The organism is Halomonas sp. CnH100-B, from assembly GCF_024124605.1.
In the GTDB taxonomy this organism is placed as follows: Bacteria; Pseudomonadota; Gammaproteobacteria; order Pseudomonadales; family Halomonadaceae; genus Vreelandella.
This window is the reverse complement of record NZ_JAMXRX010000005.1, coordinates 1-19,958: the sequence shown is the minus strand read 5'-3', so window position 1 is coordinate 19,958 and position 19,958 is coordinate 1. Positions and strand designations below refer to the sequence as shown.

Annotated in this window: 19 protein-coding genes; 7 read left to right on the top strand and 12 right to left on the bottom strand. The window is 57.7% G+C overall.

Translation table 11 applies throughout. From position 1 onward, the window contains the following. The 4 genes from NH398_RS12380 to queC are packed head-to-tail and all read right to left on the bottom strand — an operon-like array spanning position 1 to position 2,478. Positions 1 to 282, bottom strand: a complete 282-nt coding sequence (locus tag NH398_RS12380; protein ID WP_159341997.1) for a YkgJ family cysteine cluster protein — start codon at positions 280 to 282, stop codon at positions 1 to 3. Then, positions 279 to 1,106, bottom strand: coding sequence for a 6-carboxytetrahydropterin synthase (locus NH398_RS12375; RefSeq protein ID WP_253018811.1), 828 nt, complete (start codon positions 1,104 to 1,106; stop codon positions 279 to 281). The genes NH398_RS12380 and NH398_RS12375 overlap by 4 nt, the downstream gene beginning before the upstream one ends. Then, positions 1,106 to 1,768, bottom strand: coding sequence for a 7-carboxy-7-deazaguanine synthase (queE, locus tag NH398_RS12370; protein WP_253018810.1), 663 nt, complete (start codon positions 1,766 to 1,768; stop codon positions 1,106 to 1,108). The genes NH398_RS12375 and queE overlap by 1 nt, the downstream gene beginning before the upstream one ends. Next, positions 1,768 to 2,478, bottom strand: coding sequence for a 7-cyano-7-deazaguanine synthase QueC (gene queC / locus NH398_RS12365; protein WP_253018809.1), 711 nt, complete (start codon positions 2,476 to 2,478; stop codon positions 1,768 to 1,770). The genes queE and queC overlap by 1 nt, the downstream gene beginning before the upstream one ends. Positions 2,479 to 2,670: 192 nt before the next feature. On the opposite strand from queC, the gene NH398_RS12360 reads away from it, so the two are divergent. Continuing rightward, entirely contained in the window at positions 2,671 to 3,087 is a 417-nt protein-coding gene (locus NH398_RS12360) for an SRPBCC family protein (protein ID WP_253018808.1), read from the top strand. Positions 3,088 to 3,117: 30 nt separating this feature from the next. Here the strand turns inward: NH398_RS12360 and NH398_RS12355 are convergent, their stop codons facing one another. From NH398_RS12355 to NH398_RS12320, 8 genes are all read right to left on the bottom strand, one after another. Further along, on the bottom strand, positions 3,118 to 3,357 hold the full coding sequence (locus NH398_RS12355) for a DUF2789 domain-containing protein (protein WP_253018807.1): 240 nt from the start codon (positions 3,355 to 3,357) through the stop codon (positions 3,118 to 3,120). 99 nt (positions 3,358 to 3,456) lie between these two features. Continuing rightward, entirely contained in the window at positions 3,457 to 4,527 is a 1,071-nt protein-coding gene (locus NH398_RS12350; RefSeq protein WP_253018806.1) for an asparaginase, read from the bottom strand. 27 nt (positions 4,528 to 4,554) lie between these two features. Next, entirely contained in the window at positions 4,555 to 5,757 is a 1,203-nt protein-coding gene (locus NH398_RS12345) for an MFS transporter (protein ID WP_253018805.1), read from the bottom strand. Between the two features lie 9 nt (positions 5,758 to 5,766). After that, on the bottom strand, positions 5,767 to 6,267 hold the full coding sequence (locus NH398_RS12340) for a hypothetical protein (protein WP_253018804.1): 501 nt from the start codon (positions 6,265 to 6,267) through the stop codon (positions 5,767 to 5,769). Positions 6,268 to 6,343: 76 nt separating this feature from the next. Further along, entirely contained in the window at positions 6,344 to 7,597 is a 1,254-nt protein-coding gene (locus NH398_RS12335) for a DEAD/DEAH box helicase (RefSeq protein WP_159342006.1), read from the bottom strand. 270 nt (positions 7,598 to 7,867) lie between these two features. Then, on the bottom strand, positions 7,868 to 8,455 hold the full coding sequence (locus NH398_RS12330; RefSeq protein ID WP_159342007.1) for an ABC-type transport auxiliary lipoprotein family protein: 588 nt from the start codon (positions 8,453 to 8,455) through the stop codon (positions 7,868 to 7,870). 15 nt (positions 8,456 to 8,470) lie between these two features. Continuing rightward, positions 8,471 to 10,153, bottom strand: a complete 1,683-nt coding sequence (gene pqiB, locus NH398_RS12325; RefSeq protein WP_253018803.1) for an intermembrane transport protein PqiB — start codon at positions 10,151 to 10,153, stop codon at positions 8,471 to 8,473. Then, positions 10,146 to 11,489, bottom strand: coding sequence for a paraquat-inducible protein A (locus tag NH398_RS12320; protein ID WP_253018994.1), 1,344 nt, complete (start codon positions 11,487 to 11,489; stop codon positions 10,146 to 10,148). The genes pqiB and NH398_RS12320 overlap by 8 nt, the downstream gene beginning before the upstream one ends. Before the next feature lie 185 nt (positions 11,490 to 11,674). On the opposite strand from NH398_RS12320, the gene NH398_RS12315 reads away from it, so the two are divergent. The 6 genes from NH398_RS12315 to NH398_RS12290 all read left to right on the top strand — a co-directional run bounded on the left by NH398_RS12315 (position 11,675) and on the right by NH398_RS12290 (position 19,693). Next, the gene (locus NH398_RS12315) at positions 11,675 to 12,649 is read left to right on the top strand and encodes a calcium/sodium antiporter (RefSeq protein WP_253018802.1); all 975 of its coding nucleotides are present in this window, start codon (positions 11,675 to 11,677) and stop codon (positions 12,647 to 12,649) included. Positions 12,650 to 12,862: 213 nt separating this feature from the next. Continuing rightward, positions 12,863 to 14,278, top strand: coding sequence for a cytochrome ubiquinol oxidase subunit I (locus NH398_RS12310; RefSeq protein ID WP_253018801.1), 1,416 nt, complete (start codon positions 12,863 to 12,865; stop codon positions 14,276 to 14,278). Positions 14,279 to 14,280: 2 nt separating this feature from the next. Then, a complete protein-coding gene (gene cydB / locus NH398_RS12305) occupies positions 14,281 to 15,282 on the top strand; it encodes a cytochrome d ubiquinol oxidase subunit II (RefSeq protein WP_253018800.1) in 1,002 nt (333 codons plus the stop codon). Between the two features lie 4 nt (positions 15,283 to 15,286). Next, positions 15,287 to 16,972: a thiol reductant ABC exporter subunit CydD gene (gene cydD, locus NH398_RS12300; RefSeq protein ID WP_253018799.1), complete on the top strand. Its 1,686-nt coding sequence runs from the start codon at positions 15,287 to 15,289 to the stop codon at positions 16,970 to 16,972. Then, positions 16,969 to 18,708 (top strand): thiol reductant ABC exporter subunit CydC, encoded by a 1,740-nt coding sequence (gene cydC / locus NH398_RS12295; RefSeq protein WP_253018798.1) that lies wholly within the window; start codon positions 16,969 to 16,971, stop codon positions 18,706 to 18,708. Before cydD ends, cydC begins: the two co-directional genes overlap by 4 nt. Further along, on the top strand, positions 18,701 to 19,693 hold the full coding sequence (locus tag NH398_RS12290) for an adenosine deaminase (protein ID WP_253018797.1): 993 nt from the start codon (positions 18,701 to 18,703) through the stop codon (positions 19,691 to 19,693). Before cydC ends, NH398_RS12290 begins: the two co-directional genes overlap by 8 nt. Positions 19,694 to 19,958 lie beyond the last annotated feature (265 nt).

Here is a 19,958-nt window from a genome sequence, read left to right as displayed (position 1 = left end):
TTAGCGCGTGCTCTCTTCTAGCCACGTCAGCGTGGCGAGCGCCTCATCGCGGTGCTCGCCACACACCAACGGGTCGTAATCGAACTGCCCGCACACCCGGGGGCGCTGCGGGCTGCCAAACAGTTTGCACAAGTTGTTGGCATCGAGCTGGACACAGCGCACGCCTGCAGGTTTGCCGTTAGGCATACCTGGAATAGGAGAGCTGATGGACGGCGCGATGCAGCAAGCGCCGCAGCCTGCTCGGCAGCCCCCTGACGTGTCGCTGGTGATCAAGTCGCTCATGCGTGTGCCGTGGCACCTTTGTCGATGCCTTCGAACGCGTGGACGGTGGTTGCGGTGGCCGTTTGCTGGGCAATTTGGTCAGCTAGCCACTGGGCGATGTTTTCGACCGTGGTCGGTTTGGGGAGCACGCTGCAGCGCTCGGCGGGCAGGGTGATCGAGAAGCGTCCTTGGGCCGCCTCATATCGGCAGGTCAGCCGCGTGTCACTCAGCTCGGCAATATCCGCCTCTTCCAGCAGATACCGATTGTCCAGCCACGCGCTCCACGTCTGCTCAAGCTGCGGCTGTCTCTGCTGCTCCTGGAAAATATGTAAGCGGGAGCGGTGCCCATGGGCAATTCGCTGGCAGTTCCCAGCATGGCGCTTCAGCCCATGGCTGTAGCCGTAGGCCGCACCATCAATGTGTTCATCGCTGAGTAGCAGCGTGACGCGCTCCACATTGACTGGCCGCTGCTCGGTGAGTTGATCGCTGAGATGACGGGTCACGCGCTGTAGCGTGATCGATTCCCAGGGGAGGAGCGTAAAGGCTTCTTTTGGCCCGCGAACCTCCATGGCATAAGGCGTGGTGGTACGAAGGCAGAGGCCCTCTTCGCACTCACTGACCTCCACCCCTGGCGCCTTAGTGGGCACCAGCAGCGTGTGATCCAGACCGTTGTCCAAAGTACGTTTGATCCACGGCTTCACTTCACCGAAATCAAATAGCATACCATCTTCACCCAATTCCCCCTCGAGTTGGGCATCTACCTGCCAGCTACAGCCAACCAGACCCTTCGTGGGGCACCAGAGGGAAACGTCGATGTGGGTCAGATGGTTAACGAATAGTGCCATTACTCGAATCCTGCGATTTTGTGCGTTTGTAGTGACAATCGCCACTGAGGGTGGGCCATGCAATAGGCCGTCGTGGCGTTCACCGTCTCTGCGCCATCGGTGGCAATGTGCTTTATCGCCACGGCACTGAGATCCATCGGCTGTAAGAAAAAATGGCGAAAGGCGAGGTGAGCGAATCGTTCCGGTGGTGCATCGGGTTGGGGGTAGACCAGTTTCAGCTCATCGCCCTGGGTGATCGCAAGCGGGTTGTTGCCCTTCGGGCTCACGCAGAGCCAATCGATACCTTCAGGGGCGGGCACCGTGCCATTGGTCTCGACTGCCACTTCAAAGCCTTTGCTGTGTAGCGCGGCAATCAGATCGCTATCGAGCTGTAACAGCGGTTCGCCACCGGTAAATACCACATACGGCGCAGCATGGCTGGCTCCTTGGGGCCACAGCGCTGTGATGTGGTCGACCAGCGCTTGAGCGGTATCGAACCGACCGCCGTTGATGCCGTTCGTGCCGATGAAGTCGGTATCGCAAAAGGTGCATTTGGCGCTTTCGCGATCCGCCTCTCGTCCTGACCACAGGTTGCAGCCCGCAAAGCGACAGAAGACGCTGGCGCGTCCTGCCTGGGCGCCTTCCCCTTGCAGAGTGTAGAAAGCCTCTTTGACGTGATACATCAGCGGCCACCTTGTGCCGTGTCGATGGCATAGTCGAGAGGGTCGACACTCTGGTTGGCTGCGAAGGCGGCTAATCGCTCACGGCAGCTGCCGCACTGGCCGCAGGCAAGCTCGCGGCCTTCATAGCAGGTCCATGTTTGGCGATAGTCCAAGCCCATGGCTAAACCATCACGCAGGATGTCCTCTTTCCGAGCGTGCAAGTATGGGGCATGCAGTGCCACCGGCTCGAAGTTGGCAATGCTTGCGACGTGGTTCATGGCATCGACGAACTCGGGGCGACAGTCTGGGTAAAGGATGTGGTCGCCACCGTGCGCGCCGTAATCCACGCGTTCGGCGCCAATGTTGACCGCTTTTGCGATGGCCAATGACAGCAAAATCATATTGCGATTAGGCACCACCGTCGCGCTCAGATTGTTCGCGTCATAGTCACCGGTGGGCATATCGATGGCGCTGTTGGTCAGCGCCGAATTATCGATCAACCCATGGATTGCGCGAATATCGACGACTTGGTGAGGGATACCTAGAGAGCCGCATACTTGACGAGCGGTGTCGAGTTCTCGGCGGTGGCGCTGACCATAATCGAAGGAGAGTGCGTGGACCGTCAGCCCTTCACGAATGGCGCGGTGCAAGACCGTGAAGGAGTCCATACCGCCGGAGTAAATCACGACGGTGGCTGACGCGTTAGCGTCAGATGAAGCGGTTGGGGACATACGAAATGCTCATCGTCGGAGAATTTATGCGTCCTTGCCAGGTTGGCAAGACAGTGTTCCGGGGTCCGGTCCGGAAGGGCGGCAGTTTACGCAATAGCAAGGAATCTGACCAGCACCGGCTGACGTTTCATTCGGTGTGTGGGAGCGGTTTGCCATGTTAAGCTAATCGTCCAAGCCGTTAGGAAGACACGTATGGCCACGATAGAACATAGTGAAATCGTTAAAGCCCCCCCGGAGCGAGTGTTCGATCTTCTGCGCCGAGTCGAAGATTTTGCCGATTACTCGGATCTTATCCGTTCCATCGATAGTTTGGGGGAGAATCGCTACCGCTGGCACGTTCGCGCGGTGGGAATGGATTGGGCGTTCGATGTTGCGGTCACCGAGATTCAGCCGCCCCACGTGCTGGCTTGGGAGTCGTTGGAAGGCGTCAAAAATCAAGGGCGTTACCAGCTTCGCGCCGTGCCCGAAGGCACGGAGGTGGCCTTGACGTTGCAGTACGACATTCGTAATCGTCTGATGGAAAAAGCCGTCAATAAAGCCGCAAAACCCTTGGTGGGCAAAGTAAGCCGACAAATTCTCGAACGGGTCGAGGCGCGCCTGAATGGCTAAGCGCCGCTCTTCAGGGCGGCGCTTCTTCGGTCAAGTCGTTTTGTGCATGGAGGTATCGAGGTGGTCGACCACTTCCGCCCAATCGGCGTCTTCCTGTACGGCCTCTCTGAGAAAATCCGCTTGACCCTCGTTCCAGCAGGGAGCGTCTGCCAGCGGCATCTCTTTGGGGAGCGGAGAATGGCGCTGGATGAAGCGCTCGATGGAATCCGCATCCGAACGTAAGCCAAGCTGCTCGAACAGTTCACTAAAGTGATGTACCGGCTGATCCATAGATGGCGTCCTATCCCGTCGGTGGTCAATACATGTTAAATGCGTTGTTTAACCATAGCGGTTATCAGCCAGTACGCCAGTCCAGGAGCGGGTGCTCCGTTATCGCTCGCCCACAAGTGACATCAAAAAGCGCCGCCGCCGGTCCTCGAGAGAAATGGGTTGAGCGATGAGGTGGATCAGCTTGGTGTAGGCGGCCTCGGGCGTCATGTCATCGCCTGAGAGCACTCCTGCGTCGGTTAGGCCGTCTCCCGCCGCGTAAGCACCCATGTGCACCCGCCCCTGTGGGCATTGGCTGATGGTAGCGATCAGCTTGCCTTCACCGCTCGCTTTGGCAATGACGGCAAGCAGGGCGGGGTCGTCAGGCAGGTTGCCCGCTCCCCAGAGCTGTAACAGGGCTCCTTTGATGCTTGGGTGGCTAAGCCATGCGTCCAACTGCCAAGCGGCCATTCCTGGCCAAAGAGTAATTCGGACCACCTCGCCCTGGGCCACGGGCCGATAATCCACTCGTTCGAAACGCGGCGCACCGCGCTGCTGATACGCTAAGCCACGGCTTGGAAACAGAATGAAATCGTCTCCAATGCGCTCTCCCAAGTAGGGATAGTTCGGTGACGTGAAGGCATCTGCGGCTTCACTGTGCTGCTTGATGGCACGCGTGCCCCGCAATAACCGGTTGGCAAAATAAATGGCCACTTCCTGCAGCGCTGGATGGGCGGCAAACCGCAACGCGCCATAGAGGTTGTCCAAGGCGTCGCTGTTAGGTGCTTCGAGCGGCGCCATCGCACCCGTCAAGACGACGGGACGATCCAAGCCCTGTAGCTGATACGCCAGGCTGGCGGCAGTCCAGCTCAACGTGTCGGTTCCATGGATCACGGCGAAACCGCGATATTGATCGAAGCGCTCGGCGATGTCTGTGGCCAGCTGCTGCCATGTTAGGGGCGTTGCTGCGCTGGAGTCGATCAGCGGCGAATAGCTGATGATGTCGTACGCTGGGAGCAGCGGCTGATCCCGCAACGGAAGCTGGCTTAACGCCTTGGCCAAGCGTTCAGCAAAATCCCCGGCCGGTGCTAAGCCGTTGGCCTGGGGCTGCATGCCTATCGTGCCGCCGGTGTAAATGACCAGAAGCCGCTCATGGCTATGGGGTGTGTCGGCAAGGAGAGGAGCTTGGCTCATCGCTGTATCCTGTGAGAGCTAAAAGGGTTATCGGTGGTGGACCTGCAGTTGGCCATTGTGGTCGTCGAGTTGCCGCTGGCGTCCTGCCAAGAGCGCAAAGCCACAGCAAATGCCAATCAGGCCGAGCAGCAGCCAAGCGATATGCTGCGTGCTGGCGCCAGCTTGCAGCAGCAGACCGACGCCGAAGGGGCCCAGGGCGGCCAGCGTATAACCACCTCCTTGTACCAGACCGGAGAGTTGGCCTGCCAAACGCTCGTTGGCGGTACGCAGCACCAACAAGCTTAACGCAAGGCTAAAGCTTCCGCCTTGCCCGAGCCCAAGCAGGACAGCGCCAGGCCAACGCCAGCCCAAGGGGGCCGCCAGCAGGAAGACAAGCCCCAGTGCAGTGCATAGCAAGACCAGTAAGAGCGCCGGTCGCTGATCTCGGTATAAGCGTGCGAACCAGGGGGCGCTCAACGCGGAGATCAGTTGGCACATGATGGAAACGGCCATTGTCCAGCCTGCGGTGGCCTCGGTGTACCCCCGCGCGATGAGCAGCGTCGGTAGCCAGCCAAAAACGATATAGGCCATGGAAGATTGGATGCCCATGAAGAGCATCACCTGCCACGTTAGTGGCTGCATAAGTAATGCACTAAGAGGCTGCGCAGCGGGCCGTTGAAGAACGCTTGCGTTGTTTGGGGCAGGCGCATAGCGCATCCACACGATGAGCGTGGTGAGCGCCAAGAGTGCCCAGCTCACGAGACTGGCTTGCCAGTCCCCCAGCCACTGCATGAAAGGGACGCTGAGCCCTGCACCTAGAGCACCACCCAAGCAGAGCGCCATGGTATATAGGCCCGTCAGCAGGTCGGCATTGGCGGGAAGTTCGCGCTTGACCAGGGCGGGCAACAGCGTGCCAGCCAGCCCGATGGCACTGCCGGCCATGGCGGTACCGACGTAGAGCAATCCTGGAAACGGTAACACTCGCACCCATAAGCCGGTGGCCAGCAGCAGCAGGGCAGCGCTTAGCGCACGTTCGCTTCCAATGCGGCGCCCGATCATGGGAGCCAGTGGGGCCGTCAAGCCCAAAAACAGCACGGGAAGAGTGGTCAATACTCCAGCCGCAGAAGCAGACAGCCCCGCGTTCTCTTGCAGCCGATTGAGTAGCGGGGCTACCGATGACATGGCAGGGCGTAAATTGAGCCCTACCATGAACATCAGCACAATGAAGCGACAAGCGTGGCGTGAGACCATGACGCGAGCTTATTTCAGGTGAGGGCGAAGGTCGCCGCGGACCGCGTCGAGCAAGGTAATGAAGTGAAAGTCTTGAGGGGTGTCCAGGCAGTCGACACGTACTTGAGTTCGCATGCCCTTGTTGATATCGAGCTTGTCGTAAATCTCGAGCGTCAATTTGCTAGCGGGCTTATCCCCTGGGGCAATGATGCCCTCTTCCAGGGTAAAGGTTTCCAGCAGAGTGACGCGTATACGGGTGCTGTTGCCTTCGCTCAAGACGCGGCGCACGAACAGCCAGCCTTCACAGGGCAAAGACGCATTGTCGCGCTCACGAAGAAAGAGCGTACGGTAGCAGGCCCCTTCGGTGGACGCTTTTTCGGCCATGCTGCGATATGCCTGGACGACTTGATTGGCCGAGGCGCGGGCGTCCTCTAGGCGTTGCGCAATGCCCTGATGCTCGCGGCTGAGTTGCTCCTGACGCTGAAAGGTCAGCCATTGGCGGTAATCGGCCATGAGTTGTGAAGACGCCATAGTCACTCCATGAATTAATTCAGCAAAAACGCCGGAATAGGCGAGGCGCTACCTTCGCATATTCCGGGCATTCGGGCTAGCGGCGGCTACGACGACGGCGCTCGCCACCGGCGTTGGCTGCCTGTCCTTCCGGCTTGCGCTGGCGCGGTGAACGCTGGCCGCGGCGGCCATTCTCGATGGGCTCTGGTTTGGCATTCGGGTCAGGTTCGAAGCCAGGTTCGATGTGCTTGGGCAGCGTCTGATTGATCAGTCGCTCGATGTTTTTGAGCAAGCCATGCTCATCGACGCATACCAACGAGACGGCTTCACCATTGCTGCCCGCGCGCCCCGTACGGCCAATGCGGTGAACGTAATCTTCAGCCACATTGGGTAGGTCGAAATTCACCACGTGGGGCAGTTCGTTGATGTCCAGGCCACGCGCGGCAATATCGGTGGCCACAAGCACCTGCAGGTCGCCGCTCTTGAACGCGCCCAGCGCTCGGGTGCGTGCGCCTTGGCTTTTGTTGCCATGGATCGCCATGGCCGGTATGTCCTGTTTCGAGAGCTGCTCGGCTAGCCGGTTAGCGCCATGCTTGGTGCGTGTGAATACCAGTACTTGGAACCAGTTGTGCCGCAGAATCAGATGCGCCAACAAGTCGCGTTTCTTATCACGGTCCACACGGTAGATAGCCTGTTCGATCTTTTCTGCTGTGGTGTTACGCGGGGCGACTTCAATCAGCGCAGGGTCGTTGAGCAGTTGTTTGGCCAGGGTCTGGATCTCGTTGGAGAACGTGGCCGAAAACAGCAGGTTCTGCCGCTGCTTGGGTACTAGACGCAGCAGTCGCTTGATATCGTGAATGAACCCCATGTCGAGCATGCGGTCGGCTTCATCCAAAACCAGAATCTCAACGGCGGCCAGGTCGACATGCCCTTGCTGGTGCAGGTCGAGCAGCCGCCCAGGGGTCGCTACCAGGACATCCAGGCCATGCCGCAGGGCATCGACTTGGGGCTGTTGGCCGACGCCGCCAAAAATAATGTGAGAGCGCAGCGATAGGTGTTGTCCGTAAGCGGCAACGCTCTCACCCACTTGAGCCGCCAGCTCACGGGTGGGGGTAAGAACGAGTGCACGCACCTGACGTTTGCCCGGGCGTTTGCCGTTTGCCAAGCGCTGTAGCATCGGCAGCGTGAATCCTGCCGTTTTGCCCGTACCGGTTTGCGCGCTGGCAAGAAGATCGCGTCCTTCTAGAACGACAGGAATGGCCTTTTGTTGAATAGGCGTCGGCTGTGTGTAGCCCTGCGCATTCACCGCGCGCAGTAAATCGTCGTGCAGACCAAGATCAGAAAAGCTCATGCGTTCTCCGCAGTCGCATAGCAATCGGCGCCACCAACTGGGCGGCGCTGCTAGGCGTCATGTTCAAAAAGCGAGGATAGTACACCGTCGCGGCAGCGAAGTTTGACAGATAGCACGCTGTGCCGCGACGGGCGTTAAAACGTCTTGTGATACCTCAGGGTGTCACAAGAGGGAGACAGGGTGGCGCTGACAGTGACGTCGTTAGTGGCCGTGAGTGTAACACGAAAGTCTCACGTCAACGCGCTACCCGTAGCGATCATGCTTAGAGGATTACAAGTGGCCGCCTTGGCGCAGCTGGTCGGCAATTTGCTCGGCCACTGCCTGCCAGCTCTCTCCCAACGAGCGCACCAGGGCAGGGTAGCCATCCTGGTCGAGGGTCGTTTCAGCGGTAAAGCTCTTGAGGGCGAGCATCTCGCCGTCGCTATCGCGCAGTTGCCACTGGCCGCTGGCCACGGCGACGCCATCGTAGCGACCCTGGAATTGATCCACTTCCATGGAGAGCGTCAGGGTACCGGGACGGCTTCCCTCTGCCCGCACGACTTGCACGCTGGGGAGCTGGTCAGCTAATTCAGCACGTAATGCACGCTCTAGCTGGCGGCCGATGCTCTCTGCCCACTGATGTTCGCGGGCTTCATTCAAGGTGATGTCGTCTAACTGCATCACGATGCCATCCACGTCTAAATAGTGGGCGAGGCGGGGCGCGCTGACTTGAAGCGTCGCCTCGGCGCTGCTGGATGCGCTGACTGCCGGGCTTGCAGGCAACATGTAGCGCGTGGGCGGAGAGACGCTGCTGGCACAGGCGGACAAGAGCAGGCTCATGGCAGCTGCCAGCCATAACAAGGGTAATCGACGTAGCATAACGGTCATCCTTAATTAGCGAGGAGCGCGAGGAATCGGGTCCTGGGTATCCAAATTGTCGAACAGCAGCGCCCGAGGGTTCTCGTTGAGCGTTCGGGTGAGCGGCTGAAGGTCACGCATCAGCCTGTCCAAGCGCTCGATAGCGCCGGTCAGTTCCTGATACGCCGGCGAAGAGGGCGAGACGCCTTCCAGCGTGCTGCGCAGCTCTTCCAATGTGCCGTTCAGGTTGCCGCCGATCGCTTGGGTGTCGGGATCGTTCAGCAGCTGATTGATGGATGCGCTGACCTCGCGCACTTCGTTGAGCACGCTTTCAGAGGCTTGCAGGTTACGATCCAATCCCGCCAGCAGTGGCTCCACTTCGAGCTCGTTGAGCTTTTCCAATAGGCTCGTTACCTGCGCCTGTATCTGTGCAAACCCACCGGCCACCGTTGGGAAAACGGTTCGATCGGCAAACCTCTCTGCCACGTATTCGTCGGCCAAATCGCGCTGGAAGTTAAGATCGACGAACAGTGCCCCTGTCAGCAGGCTACCGTTTTTGAGCGACGCGCGCAGGCCCAGGCCGAACATGCGCTTGAAGCGGTTATCCCACTCCTCCAAATCGATGTCGGTATTTTCGATGCCCAGGCGCTGAGGCTCGATACGAATCAGGACTGGAATCGCGAAACGCGCGCGTGAATCCGGCTGCGGCGCCGTGAAGTTCCAGGGGACGGCGGCCACGGTGCCGATTCTTACGCCGCGAAACTCCACCGGTGCGCCCCGAGACAAGCCACGCACCGTGTCATCCACCAGCAGGACATACTCCAGGTAGCGATTGAAGGTGCCTTCCCGGGCGGTGTCTTCATCGGCATAGAGGTTAAAGCGCGTATTGGCTTCAACAGGCTTGCCCATGGGGAGGTCTTCCGGTACGCCAAAGGTGACGCCGCCGCCAAGCAGCGCTTCGAGAGACTCTACGTTCACCCGTACGCCATCGGCATCCAGGCGGAAGTCGATGCCGCTGGCCGTCCAAAACCGGGTGCTGTCGGTGACGAGCTGGGCGTAGGGCTCTTCGATGAAGACTTGATGGTGCATGGTGCGGGTTTCTGGCTCGAAGCGCGTGTCTTCGACGCGACCTACCGTGTAGCCCTGATAAGAGACCGGATCGCCAATGCGCAGCGAATTACCCAGCTGGCTTACCAGGTTGATTTGCAGGCCTGCTTGACCGGCGGGCGCAACGGGAGGGACATCGCTGACTTCAAATTCGCGTTTCGGTTCGTCGGATTGGCCGGGTTCCAGTTGAATGTACGCCCCCGACAGTACCGTGCCCAAGCCGCTGATGCCTTCACGGCCAATACGCGGTTTGACGACCCAAAAGCGACTATCTTCCCTCAACATGGCTTCCGCTTCGGGCTGAATGCGCGCCACCATGACCGCATGCGAAAGGTCGTCGGAGAGACGGACGCTTTGCACGCGACCGATTTCCACGTTTCGACTGCGGATGAGGGTGCTGCCTGCTTCGATTCCTTCGGCACTTTCCATGGTAAGTGTGACCAGCGTGCCGCGACTCGAGTAATTATCGTACACCAGCCATAGGCCGATGATGACGGCGACCAGCGGCACGATCCAAATGGGGGATAGGCGCGTTTGTGGCGAGGATTTCGCTTTGTGTAATTCGCCATTGTCGGTGTCAGGTGTGTTCTGAGGCGTTGAATCGTTAGCCATCAACAGGTTCCTTGGTGGCCGTTTTACGGCGAAGAGGGCGTGGAGTATGAGTATCCCATATCAAACGGGGGTCGAACGTCATGGCCGCCAGCATCGTGAGCACGACGACTGCACCAAACGCAAGGGCAGCAGGCCCTGGCGTAATCGACATCAACGACCCGGCACGAATGAGGGCAACCAAAATGGCTACGACAAATACGTCAACCATAGACCAGCGTCCAATGAATTCCGTCAATCGGTAAAGACGGGTGCGGCTCTGGGCATTGAGGTCATTGCTGCGTTTCAGCATCAGGCAGAGCCAAGCCAGGGCCACCAATTTGCCCACTGGGACGATGACGCTGGCCACGAATATGACAGCGGCCACCGGCCATGACCCCATTTGGATGAGTTGTACCACCCCGCCGATGATCGTGGACGGCGTGGCGTTACCCAAGCTCGTGGTGGTCATGATGGGGTACAGGTTAGCCGGCAGATACATGACCGTGGCAGCGAACAGCAGTGCCCACGTGCGCTGCAAGCTGTGAGGCAGCCGCGTATGCAGTTTTTCATGACAGCGCAAACAGCGCTTCTTGCCGTGTTCGGTGCGATTGATCAAACCACAGGTGGGGCAGCCAGTGACGCCTTGGCTGGCAGCGGTCGTACCAGTTAGCGTTCCCTCGGGGGCGAGTGGCTCACCTTCGAGGGAGAACCACATCCAATCGCCATCGATGGACTGCACCGTCATCAACAGCAAAATTCCAAACAGACAGAACGCCCAAAACGAAATGCCCAGCTCGATTTGCGCCATGCCCGCTACTTTGATCAGACTGACCAATGCGCCAATGATGAAAACATCCGCCATCATCCACGGGTTCAGGTGAGCCAAAGAGCGGGCGATGTCGCGGCTAAACGGCATGGGGCGTGCACGCAAAAGGCCAAACTGTAACCATACCACCCCCACCAGATAGACGGCGGGCAGGACGATGATCGTCATCATCACCGCAATAGCGACGATGGGTTGGTGAAATTCGATGAGCGTCGTGGCGGTTTGCGACAGTTCGATTCGATTGCCTACTCCGCTGACACTGAAGCTGACGAATGGAAACGAGATCGCCACCATCAGTGCGATCAATGAGGCCAACGCCAGCGCCATGCTGCGCTGGGCGGGATAGCGGTGACGCTTGACCAATACATGCGAGCAGCGCGGGCAAGTGGCTTTCTCACCCGAATTGAGCGGCGGCAGGGCAGACACCCAGTCACACTCATGACAAGCGCGCAGACGCCGTCGCTGAGTGCGGGTCTCAGGCGGGAAACAATCTACCTCGGGCGTCTTAACCGGCAGCGATGGCCGTTTCATAAAGGAGTAATGGGGCAACAGCAAACTCTCTGTGCATAATGCGGTTAGAACCAATACGATGGGGCGTTGCTTATGTCAACCTAGGAAACGGGAAGGGCGCATGCAAACAGCGCTTGACCGAAGAGGCTAGTTAGACAAGGATGCAGCCGCGATAGTGCCTAACATTATGACATTAAGGAACTGAAATGTTACTCGCCTTTCTTGCTGTGGTCGCGGGCTTGGTCCTGCTGATATGGAGTGCAGAGAAATTCATCGATGGCGCTGCGGCGACGTCTCGCTGGTTGGGGTTATCGCCTCTGCTGATAGGGATGCTAGTGATCGGCTTTGGTACGTCGGCACCGGAAATGATGGTGTCGGTGTTGGCGGCCATGCAAGGCAACCCGGGCTTGGCGGTGGGTAATGCTTACGGTTCCAACATTGCCAATATGGGGCTGGTGCTCGGTTTCGTCGCGCTGATGGCACCTTTGGCCGTTCATTCGAGCGTGATTCGCAAAGAGATGCCGCTACTCGTCATCGTCATGCTGGTAACGGGTTACATGCTGCTTGATGGCTGGATATCGCGCATCGAAGCGGCCTTGCTGCTGGTGGGGTTGGGCGTCTTCATCACGGCCAGCATCATCAGCTCGCGCGGTCAGCAGGATGACCCGCTGATGGCAGAAGTGACCGAAAGCCTGGATAGCAAACCGATGTCCCGTGGTAAATCCATCATGTGGACGCTGATTGGTTTGGTGCTGTTGATTGCCAGCTCTCGCCTGCTGGTGTGGGGCGCCGTCGAAATTGCGGTAGGGTTTGGGGTCAGTGATTTGATCATCGGTTTGACCGTCGTCGCGGTGGGTACATCGCTACCGGAGCTGGCCTCGTCAATCAGTGCGCTGCGCCGTAACGAACACGATATGGTGTTGGGTAACGTAGTGGGCTCGAACCTGTTCAACAGTATGGCCGTGGTCGGTTTGGCAGGGGTCATCGTACCGATCGAAGCGGGGCGGGAAGTGCTGGTGCGTGATTGGGGCGTGATGACGGTCATGACACTCATCATGGTGCTGTTTGCGTTCTCTTGGCGTGGTCGCCCGCGGCGCATTAATCGTGTTGAGGGGGGTGTGCTGTTTTCCATGTTCATTGCCTACACCGCCTATATGGTCAGCGTCGTAGTCATGTCTTAAGTGTCGAATAACGGAAGTTGCCTGGAGAGTGTGCGTCAATGCGACACAGCTTTTCAGGCAAACTATCGCTGTATAACGATGGTCGAAGCGGTAAACTACAACTCATGTAAAGAATAAGCTTAGTGCTTATAACTAAAATGCAGCGCCATTAAGGCTCAACTAAGCTTGTGACACCCATTGACGGGATACCAACTCAGGTCTTAGGAGAGTGTGATGGAACTCGACCCCTTAGTACTATCGCGAATACAGTTCGCCTTCGTTGTATCGTTTCATGCGATCTTTCCAGTCTTTACCATTGGCCTAGCGTCTTACATTGCGCTGCTCCACGGGCTGTACTTCAAGACCGGCAATCCTGCGTGGGACCGCCTATCGCTGTTCTGGACCAAGGTGTTTGCCGTGGTCTTCGGTATGGGTGTCGTCTCGGGCATCGTGATGTCCTTCCAGTTCGGCACCAACTGGAGCAATTTCTCTCAGGCCGCCTCCAACTTCTTGGGGCCAGTGCTGAGCTATGAAGTCGTGACCGCGTTCTTCTTGGAAGCGGCTTTCCTTGGTGTGCTTCTCTTCGGTCGCGGTAAGGTCCCGCAAGGAGTGCACTTGTTTGCGGCTATCATGGTGGCTGTTGGCACGTTTATCTCTTCCTTCTGGATTTTGTCCGCTAACAGCTGGATGCATACCCCGGCAGGCGTGGAGCTGATCGATAATCGCTTCCACGTGCTCTCTTGGTCTGAGGCCATCTTCAACCCTTCTTTCCCGTACCGCTTTGCTCACATGGCCATGGCGTCGTTCTTGACCGGTGGTTTCGTGGTGGCCGGGGTCAGCGCTTGGTTCCTGCTGCGTGGACGCGACCCGGAAGCCAACCGTCGCGCGCTCTCCATGTGTTTGTGGCTGTTGCTGTTCCTGGCGCCTGCTCAAGCAGTGGTGGGGGACTTCCATGGCCTCAACACGCTGGAGCATCAGCCCACTAAGGTGGCAGCAATGGAAGGGCATTGGGAAACGTCTGGCAACGTCCCGTTGCTGCTGTTTGCCATTCCCGACCAAGAGGCACAAACCAACCATTTTGAGATTGGTATCCCGAATTTGGCGAGCATGATCCTGACTCACTCCCCCGATGGTGTGATTCCAGGTGTCAGCGAAGCAGCGCCCGACGAGCAGCCGCCGGTGATCATCGTTTTCTGGGCTTTCCGTGTGATGGTGGGGATCGGCTTATTGATGATTGCCACGGCCTTCGTCGGTTTATTGATGCGGCGCAAAGGCAAGGTGTATGAACATAATGGTTACTTGAAAGCGCTGGTGTGCATGATTCCGATGCCGTTTGCCGCCGTGTTGGCAGGTTGGATCGTCACTGAATCTGGCCGTGCGCCGTGGTTGGTTTACGGCATGATGACCCATGCCGAAGGTCTGACGCCTTCGCTAACCGGGCCGATGGCACTGTTCACTCTGATTGGTTACGTGGCGGTATACGCGGTCGTGTTTTACGCCGGTATCTACTACCTCACGCGTGTGGTGCGCAACGGCATGCTGCCCGAAGAGGAACAAGACACTACCAGCGAGAACTTCAAGCGTCCCATGCGTCCGTTCTCTGCTGCGCATACGCCTTTTGACGATGATGTCGATCCGGTAAGGAGCTAAACATGGAAATGTTTGATTTAACGCTAATTTGGGCGGGCATCATTGGCTTCGGCATCATGATGTACGTGTTGATGGATGGTTTCGATCTGGGCTTGGGGATACTGTTCCCCTTCGCCCCGGATGAAGATTCTCGTGATGTCATGATGAACTCGGTGGCCCCCGTATGGGACGGCAACGAAACGTGGCTAGTACTGGGGGGCGCTGGCCTGCTCGGCGCCTTCCCGCTGGTGTATTCGGTCTTTTTGCCAGCGCTCTATATCGGTGTTTTCTTGATGCTGGCCGGGCTGATTTTCCGCGGCGTCGCATTTGAGTTTCGCTTCAAGTCGCGTCGTAACCGCCGCTGGTGGAACCGTGCCTTCAGCTGGGGGTCTGGCGTGGCGGCGTTTGCCCAAGGGGCCGTCGTAGGGGCGTACATTCAAGGCTTCCGCGTCGAAAACTTTGCCTTCGTGGGTGGTGCTTTCGACTGGTTGACGCCGTTCTCAGTGCTCACGGGACTGGGTTTGATGGCGGGCTATGCGCTGCTTGGTGCGACCTGGTTGATCCTTAAGTCGGAAGGGCACATTCAAGATTGGGCCTATAAGATCACTCCTATGCTGCTGGTGCTGGTGCTGGGTGTGTTCGCGATCATTAGCATTTGGACGCCGTTTGTGAATCCGGTGGTGTGGGAGCGTTGGTTTGGCAACCTTCAACTGATCTGGATTTTCCCGGCGCTTGCGCTCTTTTCGGCCTTTATGGTGTATCGGTCCGTCAAACGCCGTGATGAGGGCATTCCTTTCGTCGCGACGATCGGTATCTACGTGTTTACCTACTTGGGGCTGATCGTCAGTAAGTGGCCGGTCATCGTGCCGCCCAATTACACGCTTTGGGATGCTGCGTCAGCGCCAGAATCACAGCTATTTTTGCTAATTGGCGTGCTGTTCGTTATTCCGATCATCCTGGCCTACACCGCATGGACCTATTGGGTGTTCCGCGGCAAGGTGCGTGTTGGCGAGGGGTATCACTAACGCTATGACAGACCATCCTCCCGAAGTAGAAACGGTGGAGGTCATGACGCCGCGCCATTGGCTCAATCAGCTTGCCAAGCGCGAGCGGAATCAACTGACGTGGGCTGCAATGTGGGGAGTGTTGGCAGGCGTACAAACGGTCCTGCTGGTGGTGGGGCTTGCTTGGCTTATCGATCAATTGGTCATTGCAGGCCGCTCCCCTTGGTCACTGATCACCCCATTGGCAGGCCTCGTGGCCGTTGTCTTACTTCGCTCTTTGTTCCAGGCGCTGCAGGAAATGTGCAGCGCCAAAGCAAGCCTTCGCATTCGCCAGTACGCCAGGCAAACCCTTCTCGATAAAATCTCGGCGCTTGGTCCGGTGTGGCTGACGCGTCAGCAAAGCGGTGCGTTGGCTACTCAGTCGGTTGAGCATATCGAGGCCTTGGATGGCTACTTCGCCCGTTTCTACCCGCAGCTAAGAATCGTGGTGGTTTTGCCACTGATTATCCTAGGGGTCGTCGTTGGGCTGGATTACTTGGTTGCCGTTTTCTTATTGCTATCTGCACCGCTGATCCCGCTGTTCATGGCGTTGGTCGGTATGGGGGCCGAGCGTATGAATCGCGATCAATTCATGGCCGTTTCTCGTCTATCGGCGCACTTCATCGACCGTGTGCGTGGAATGACGACGCTTCAGCTGTTCGGGCATACCAAGGCGGCCCAGCAAGACGTATGGTACGCCACCGATCACTACCGAAGGCTCAGTATGCGGACGCTGCGTTTGGCGTTCTTGTCATCGGCCGTGCTGGAGTTTTTTGCTTCCGTGGCCATTGCCGTCGTGGCCATGTACGTCGGCTTCGGTCTGCTGGGGTATATCGATTACGGGCCGTCGCCCCAGTTGACACTCTTCAGCGGGTTGGCGGTGCTTCTTCTAGCGCCAGAGTTTTTTCAGCCCTTGAGAACGCTTTCACAGCATTATCACGATCGTGCTGCTGCCCTGGGTTCAGCCGAAAGTTTGGTGGCCATCCTAAACGAACCTAGTCGCGTCGCATCACCGTCGAAGCCGCCTACAGAGGTGGGGGTGATTGTGGCGCTCGAGGGTGTCGATATTCGTTATGTAGAACGTTCGACGGTTTTAAGCCGTGTCAGCATGACGCTGCGGGCTGGCGACGTGGCGGTATTGACCGGTGAGTCGGGGAGCGGTAAGTCCTCGTTGCTGGCGCTCATGGCGGGGTTCATGGCACCAGATCGTGGGGAGTGCCGTATCGACACTTCGATACCCATTGCTTGGCTGGACCAATCACCCTGCATTTTGCAAGGTTCCCTGGCGGATAATCTACGCATGGCCTCGCCTGATGCAGACGATGCTCGACTCATCGAAGCGCTAGAGCGGGCCGGGCTTGGTGATCTCTTGGCTAGCTTGCCCCATGGCCTGGCTACCACGGTGGGTGAGCGCGGCGTTGGCCTTTCCGGTGGTCAAGCGCAACGGCTTGCGCTGGCGCGTGTTTATCTTAGCCATGCCCAGCTCATTTTGCTCGATGAGCCGACAGCGAGTTTGGATGCAGAAACGGAAGGCGCAGTCATTCGGGCGCTGCTGGAGTGGGCAAAAGAGGGGCGTACGCTGGTCATGGCGACGCATCATCCCGCAGTGGTGTCAGTGGCCAATCGTCATTTTGTGTGCCGCTCTGGTCAGCTAGTGGAGGTGACTCCATGAAGCAACTGTATCGTGACGTTGCGCCCTGGCTCAGCCTGCTGCTTCGCCGTCGTCAGGCGTTTTGGCTGGGGGCGCTGCTGGTATGGATTACCTTGCTCGCGGGGTTGTCGCTGCTAGGGCTTTCCGGGTGGTTCATTGTCTCCTGTGCCCTAGCGGGCATCGCTTTGGCAGCGGGCCTGCCCTCCTCGTTGGATGTCTACGTCCCTGGTGGGGGTATTCGTTTTTTTGCGTTGCTGAGAACCGTGGCGCGCTACATCGAGCGGCTTCATAACCATAACACCGTGCTTACGCTGCTGGCTGATTTGCGCTATCGCGTGTTTGGCGACTTGACGGGGTTGGATGATGCAACCCTCAAGCGTCGCCGAGTCAGCGAGTGGTTGAGTCGCCTCACGGCTGATATCGATCAGCTCGACAATCTCTACCTACGGTGCTTGATTCCACCGGTAGCCGCGCTGCTCACGATCTTGATGGTCTCGGGATTCATTGCGATATGGCTGCCCGCTGCCGGCATCGCGATAGCGTTCGTATTGACGCTTCTTTGGGGGGGGGTGACTTTTGGCTTTGGTTGGCTCGGCTTCGCCAATAGTTACCAGCAAGTCAGTGATCAGGAAGAGCTGCGCCGGCTGGTACTGGATCAGATACAAGCATCTGCGGAGCTGCTGAGTTATCAGACGGTCGCTTGGCACCGTCAGAAAGTGCACTCGCATGAAGTGGAGGCCATGACGAATCAGCGCCGTCTCGTCTTGAAATCAGCCCTGGGTAATGCATTTGTTTCCGCGGTCACTGGTCTTTTACTCATAGCGACGCTGTGGCTGGGCAGCCTAGCACTCTCAGCAGAAGCGGTCGTTGGGCCTATTGCCGTGATGGCAGTTATTGCCGTACTAGGCATTAACGAAGTGTTTGCACTGCTTCCTTCTGCGTTCTTGAAGCTCGGCGCGAGTTATGCTGCTGTTCAGCGTTTAAATGCGCTCAAAAAGGAGGCGCCTGGGCAGGGCGTGCAGCGTTTGCCATCAAATGCTGGCGAGTACGTCATCCAGCTCGACTCAGTGCATTACGTTTACCCTGGCGCGGCCTATCCCGCGCTGTCGGGCGTCCATGCCACACTTCGCCCGCAATCGCGTGTGGTGATTACCGGCGTCTCGGGGTCCGGTAAGTCGACGTTAGCTAGCATGTTGATGGGACGTATAGCCCCGACGCAAGGTGCGGTCAGTATGGCCGGTATCTCCCCTCATCGTGTTTCCGTAGAGAGCAGGGCAGAGCATTTCGTTCTTTTAACCCAGCAAACGGATCTATTCGATGGCACGTTAGAAGCGAATTTGCGTATGGCGAAAACCAGCGCAACCGATGATGAGTTGTGGCATGTGCTGGCCATGGTTGCCCTGGAGGACTGGGTGAGGCAGCAGCCCAAAGAATTGTTGACCCACGTAGGAGAGAAAGGTCAGCAGCTTTCTGGCGGTCAAGCGCGTAGAGTGGCGTTAGCCAGGTTACTGCTACGTGACCCGTCGGTTGTGCTATTGGATGAACCGTTTGCGGGCGTGGATGCGCGCACCGCCAGGCATTTGGCGACGGCGTTAGATCACTGGCTCGTAGGTCGGACGGTGATTTTCTTTGTCCATCAAGTAGATGACGCCGCGCTTTTACCAGGGGTGGAAGCGTGCTGGCACCTTGATGGAGGGCGGCTATTTATCGATACTACCTCGTCAACCTATCCGCAAGCAGGAGCCCAGTATGAATGAGTTTTTACGCCAACTTCCCAAAGTCGAGCTCCACTTGCATATTGAAGGTTCCCTTGAGCCTGAGCTCATGTTTACCTTGGCGGCTCGTAACGGTATCGAGCTTCCTTATGCCTCTGTCGAGGAAGCAAAAGCTGCTTACGACTTTCAAGATCTTCAGGGGTTTTTAGATCTGTACTATCAAGGCATGAACGTGCTGCGTAACGAACAGGACTTTTATGACCTTGCCATGGATTATTTCAAGCGCGCCCGTAGCGAAGGTGTCATGCATATCGACATGCATTTCGACCCACAGGCGCACCTCCAGCGTGGCGTCCCGCTAGAAGTCGTCATGGCTGGCCTGCTTCGTGCGAAAGAGGATGCCGAAGCTACGCTGGACTTGACGGTTGGAATGATCATGGCATTTTTGCGTGACCGTCCCGCCGAAGAAGCGTTGCATGTACTCGAGCAGGCCTCTCCTTACTGGAAGTTCCTTGACGCCATTGGGCTGGATAGCGCGGAGCGCGATCATCCTCCTGCTAAATTCCAGGCTCTGTTCGCCCGTGCCAAGGAATTGGGGCTAGTGCGCGTTGCTCATGCCGGTGAAGAGGGCCCCGCCGAATACATCGCAGACGCTCTCGACCTGCTGGACGTGCAGCGTATCGATCACGGCGTTCGCTGCTTGGAAAGTAACGATGTAGTCAAGCGCCTGCGTGATCAGCAAACGGTCTTGACGGTGTGCCCGTTGTCCAACGTCAGCTTGAAAGTCGTTGATCAATTAAGTGACCATCCGTTACCCCGGCTATTGGCAGAAGGGCTGAAAGTCACCATTAGCTCCGACGATCCTGCTTACTTTGGCGGTGGTCTGTTGGAAAACCACATGGCATGTGCTCAGGCGTTTGGTTGGAAAGAAGACACGTTTCGTATGCTCAATCGTAATGCGATTGAAGAAGCTTTTGTCAGCGAACAGCGTCGTGAAGAGCTTCTCAAGCGATTAACGGCTGCGTAACGGATGCTTTGAAAAAAAGGTGTTGACGCGCGACGTTATATGCGTAAAATACGCACCACATCGAACGGCAACGCCATTCGAAAGCTCTTTAACAATTTGATCAGGTAATTCATGTGGGCGCTTGCCGATGAGGGTGACTCATCACCTATTATCAAGGCAAGCGACTCGTCAAATAGGCTTCGGCCTAATGAATGAATTCGTTTGACCCTTGAGCCAAGTTTGGTTCGCTTCTGTGGCCTCGGTCACAGGCAAGAACCGCATTGAT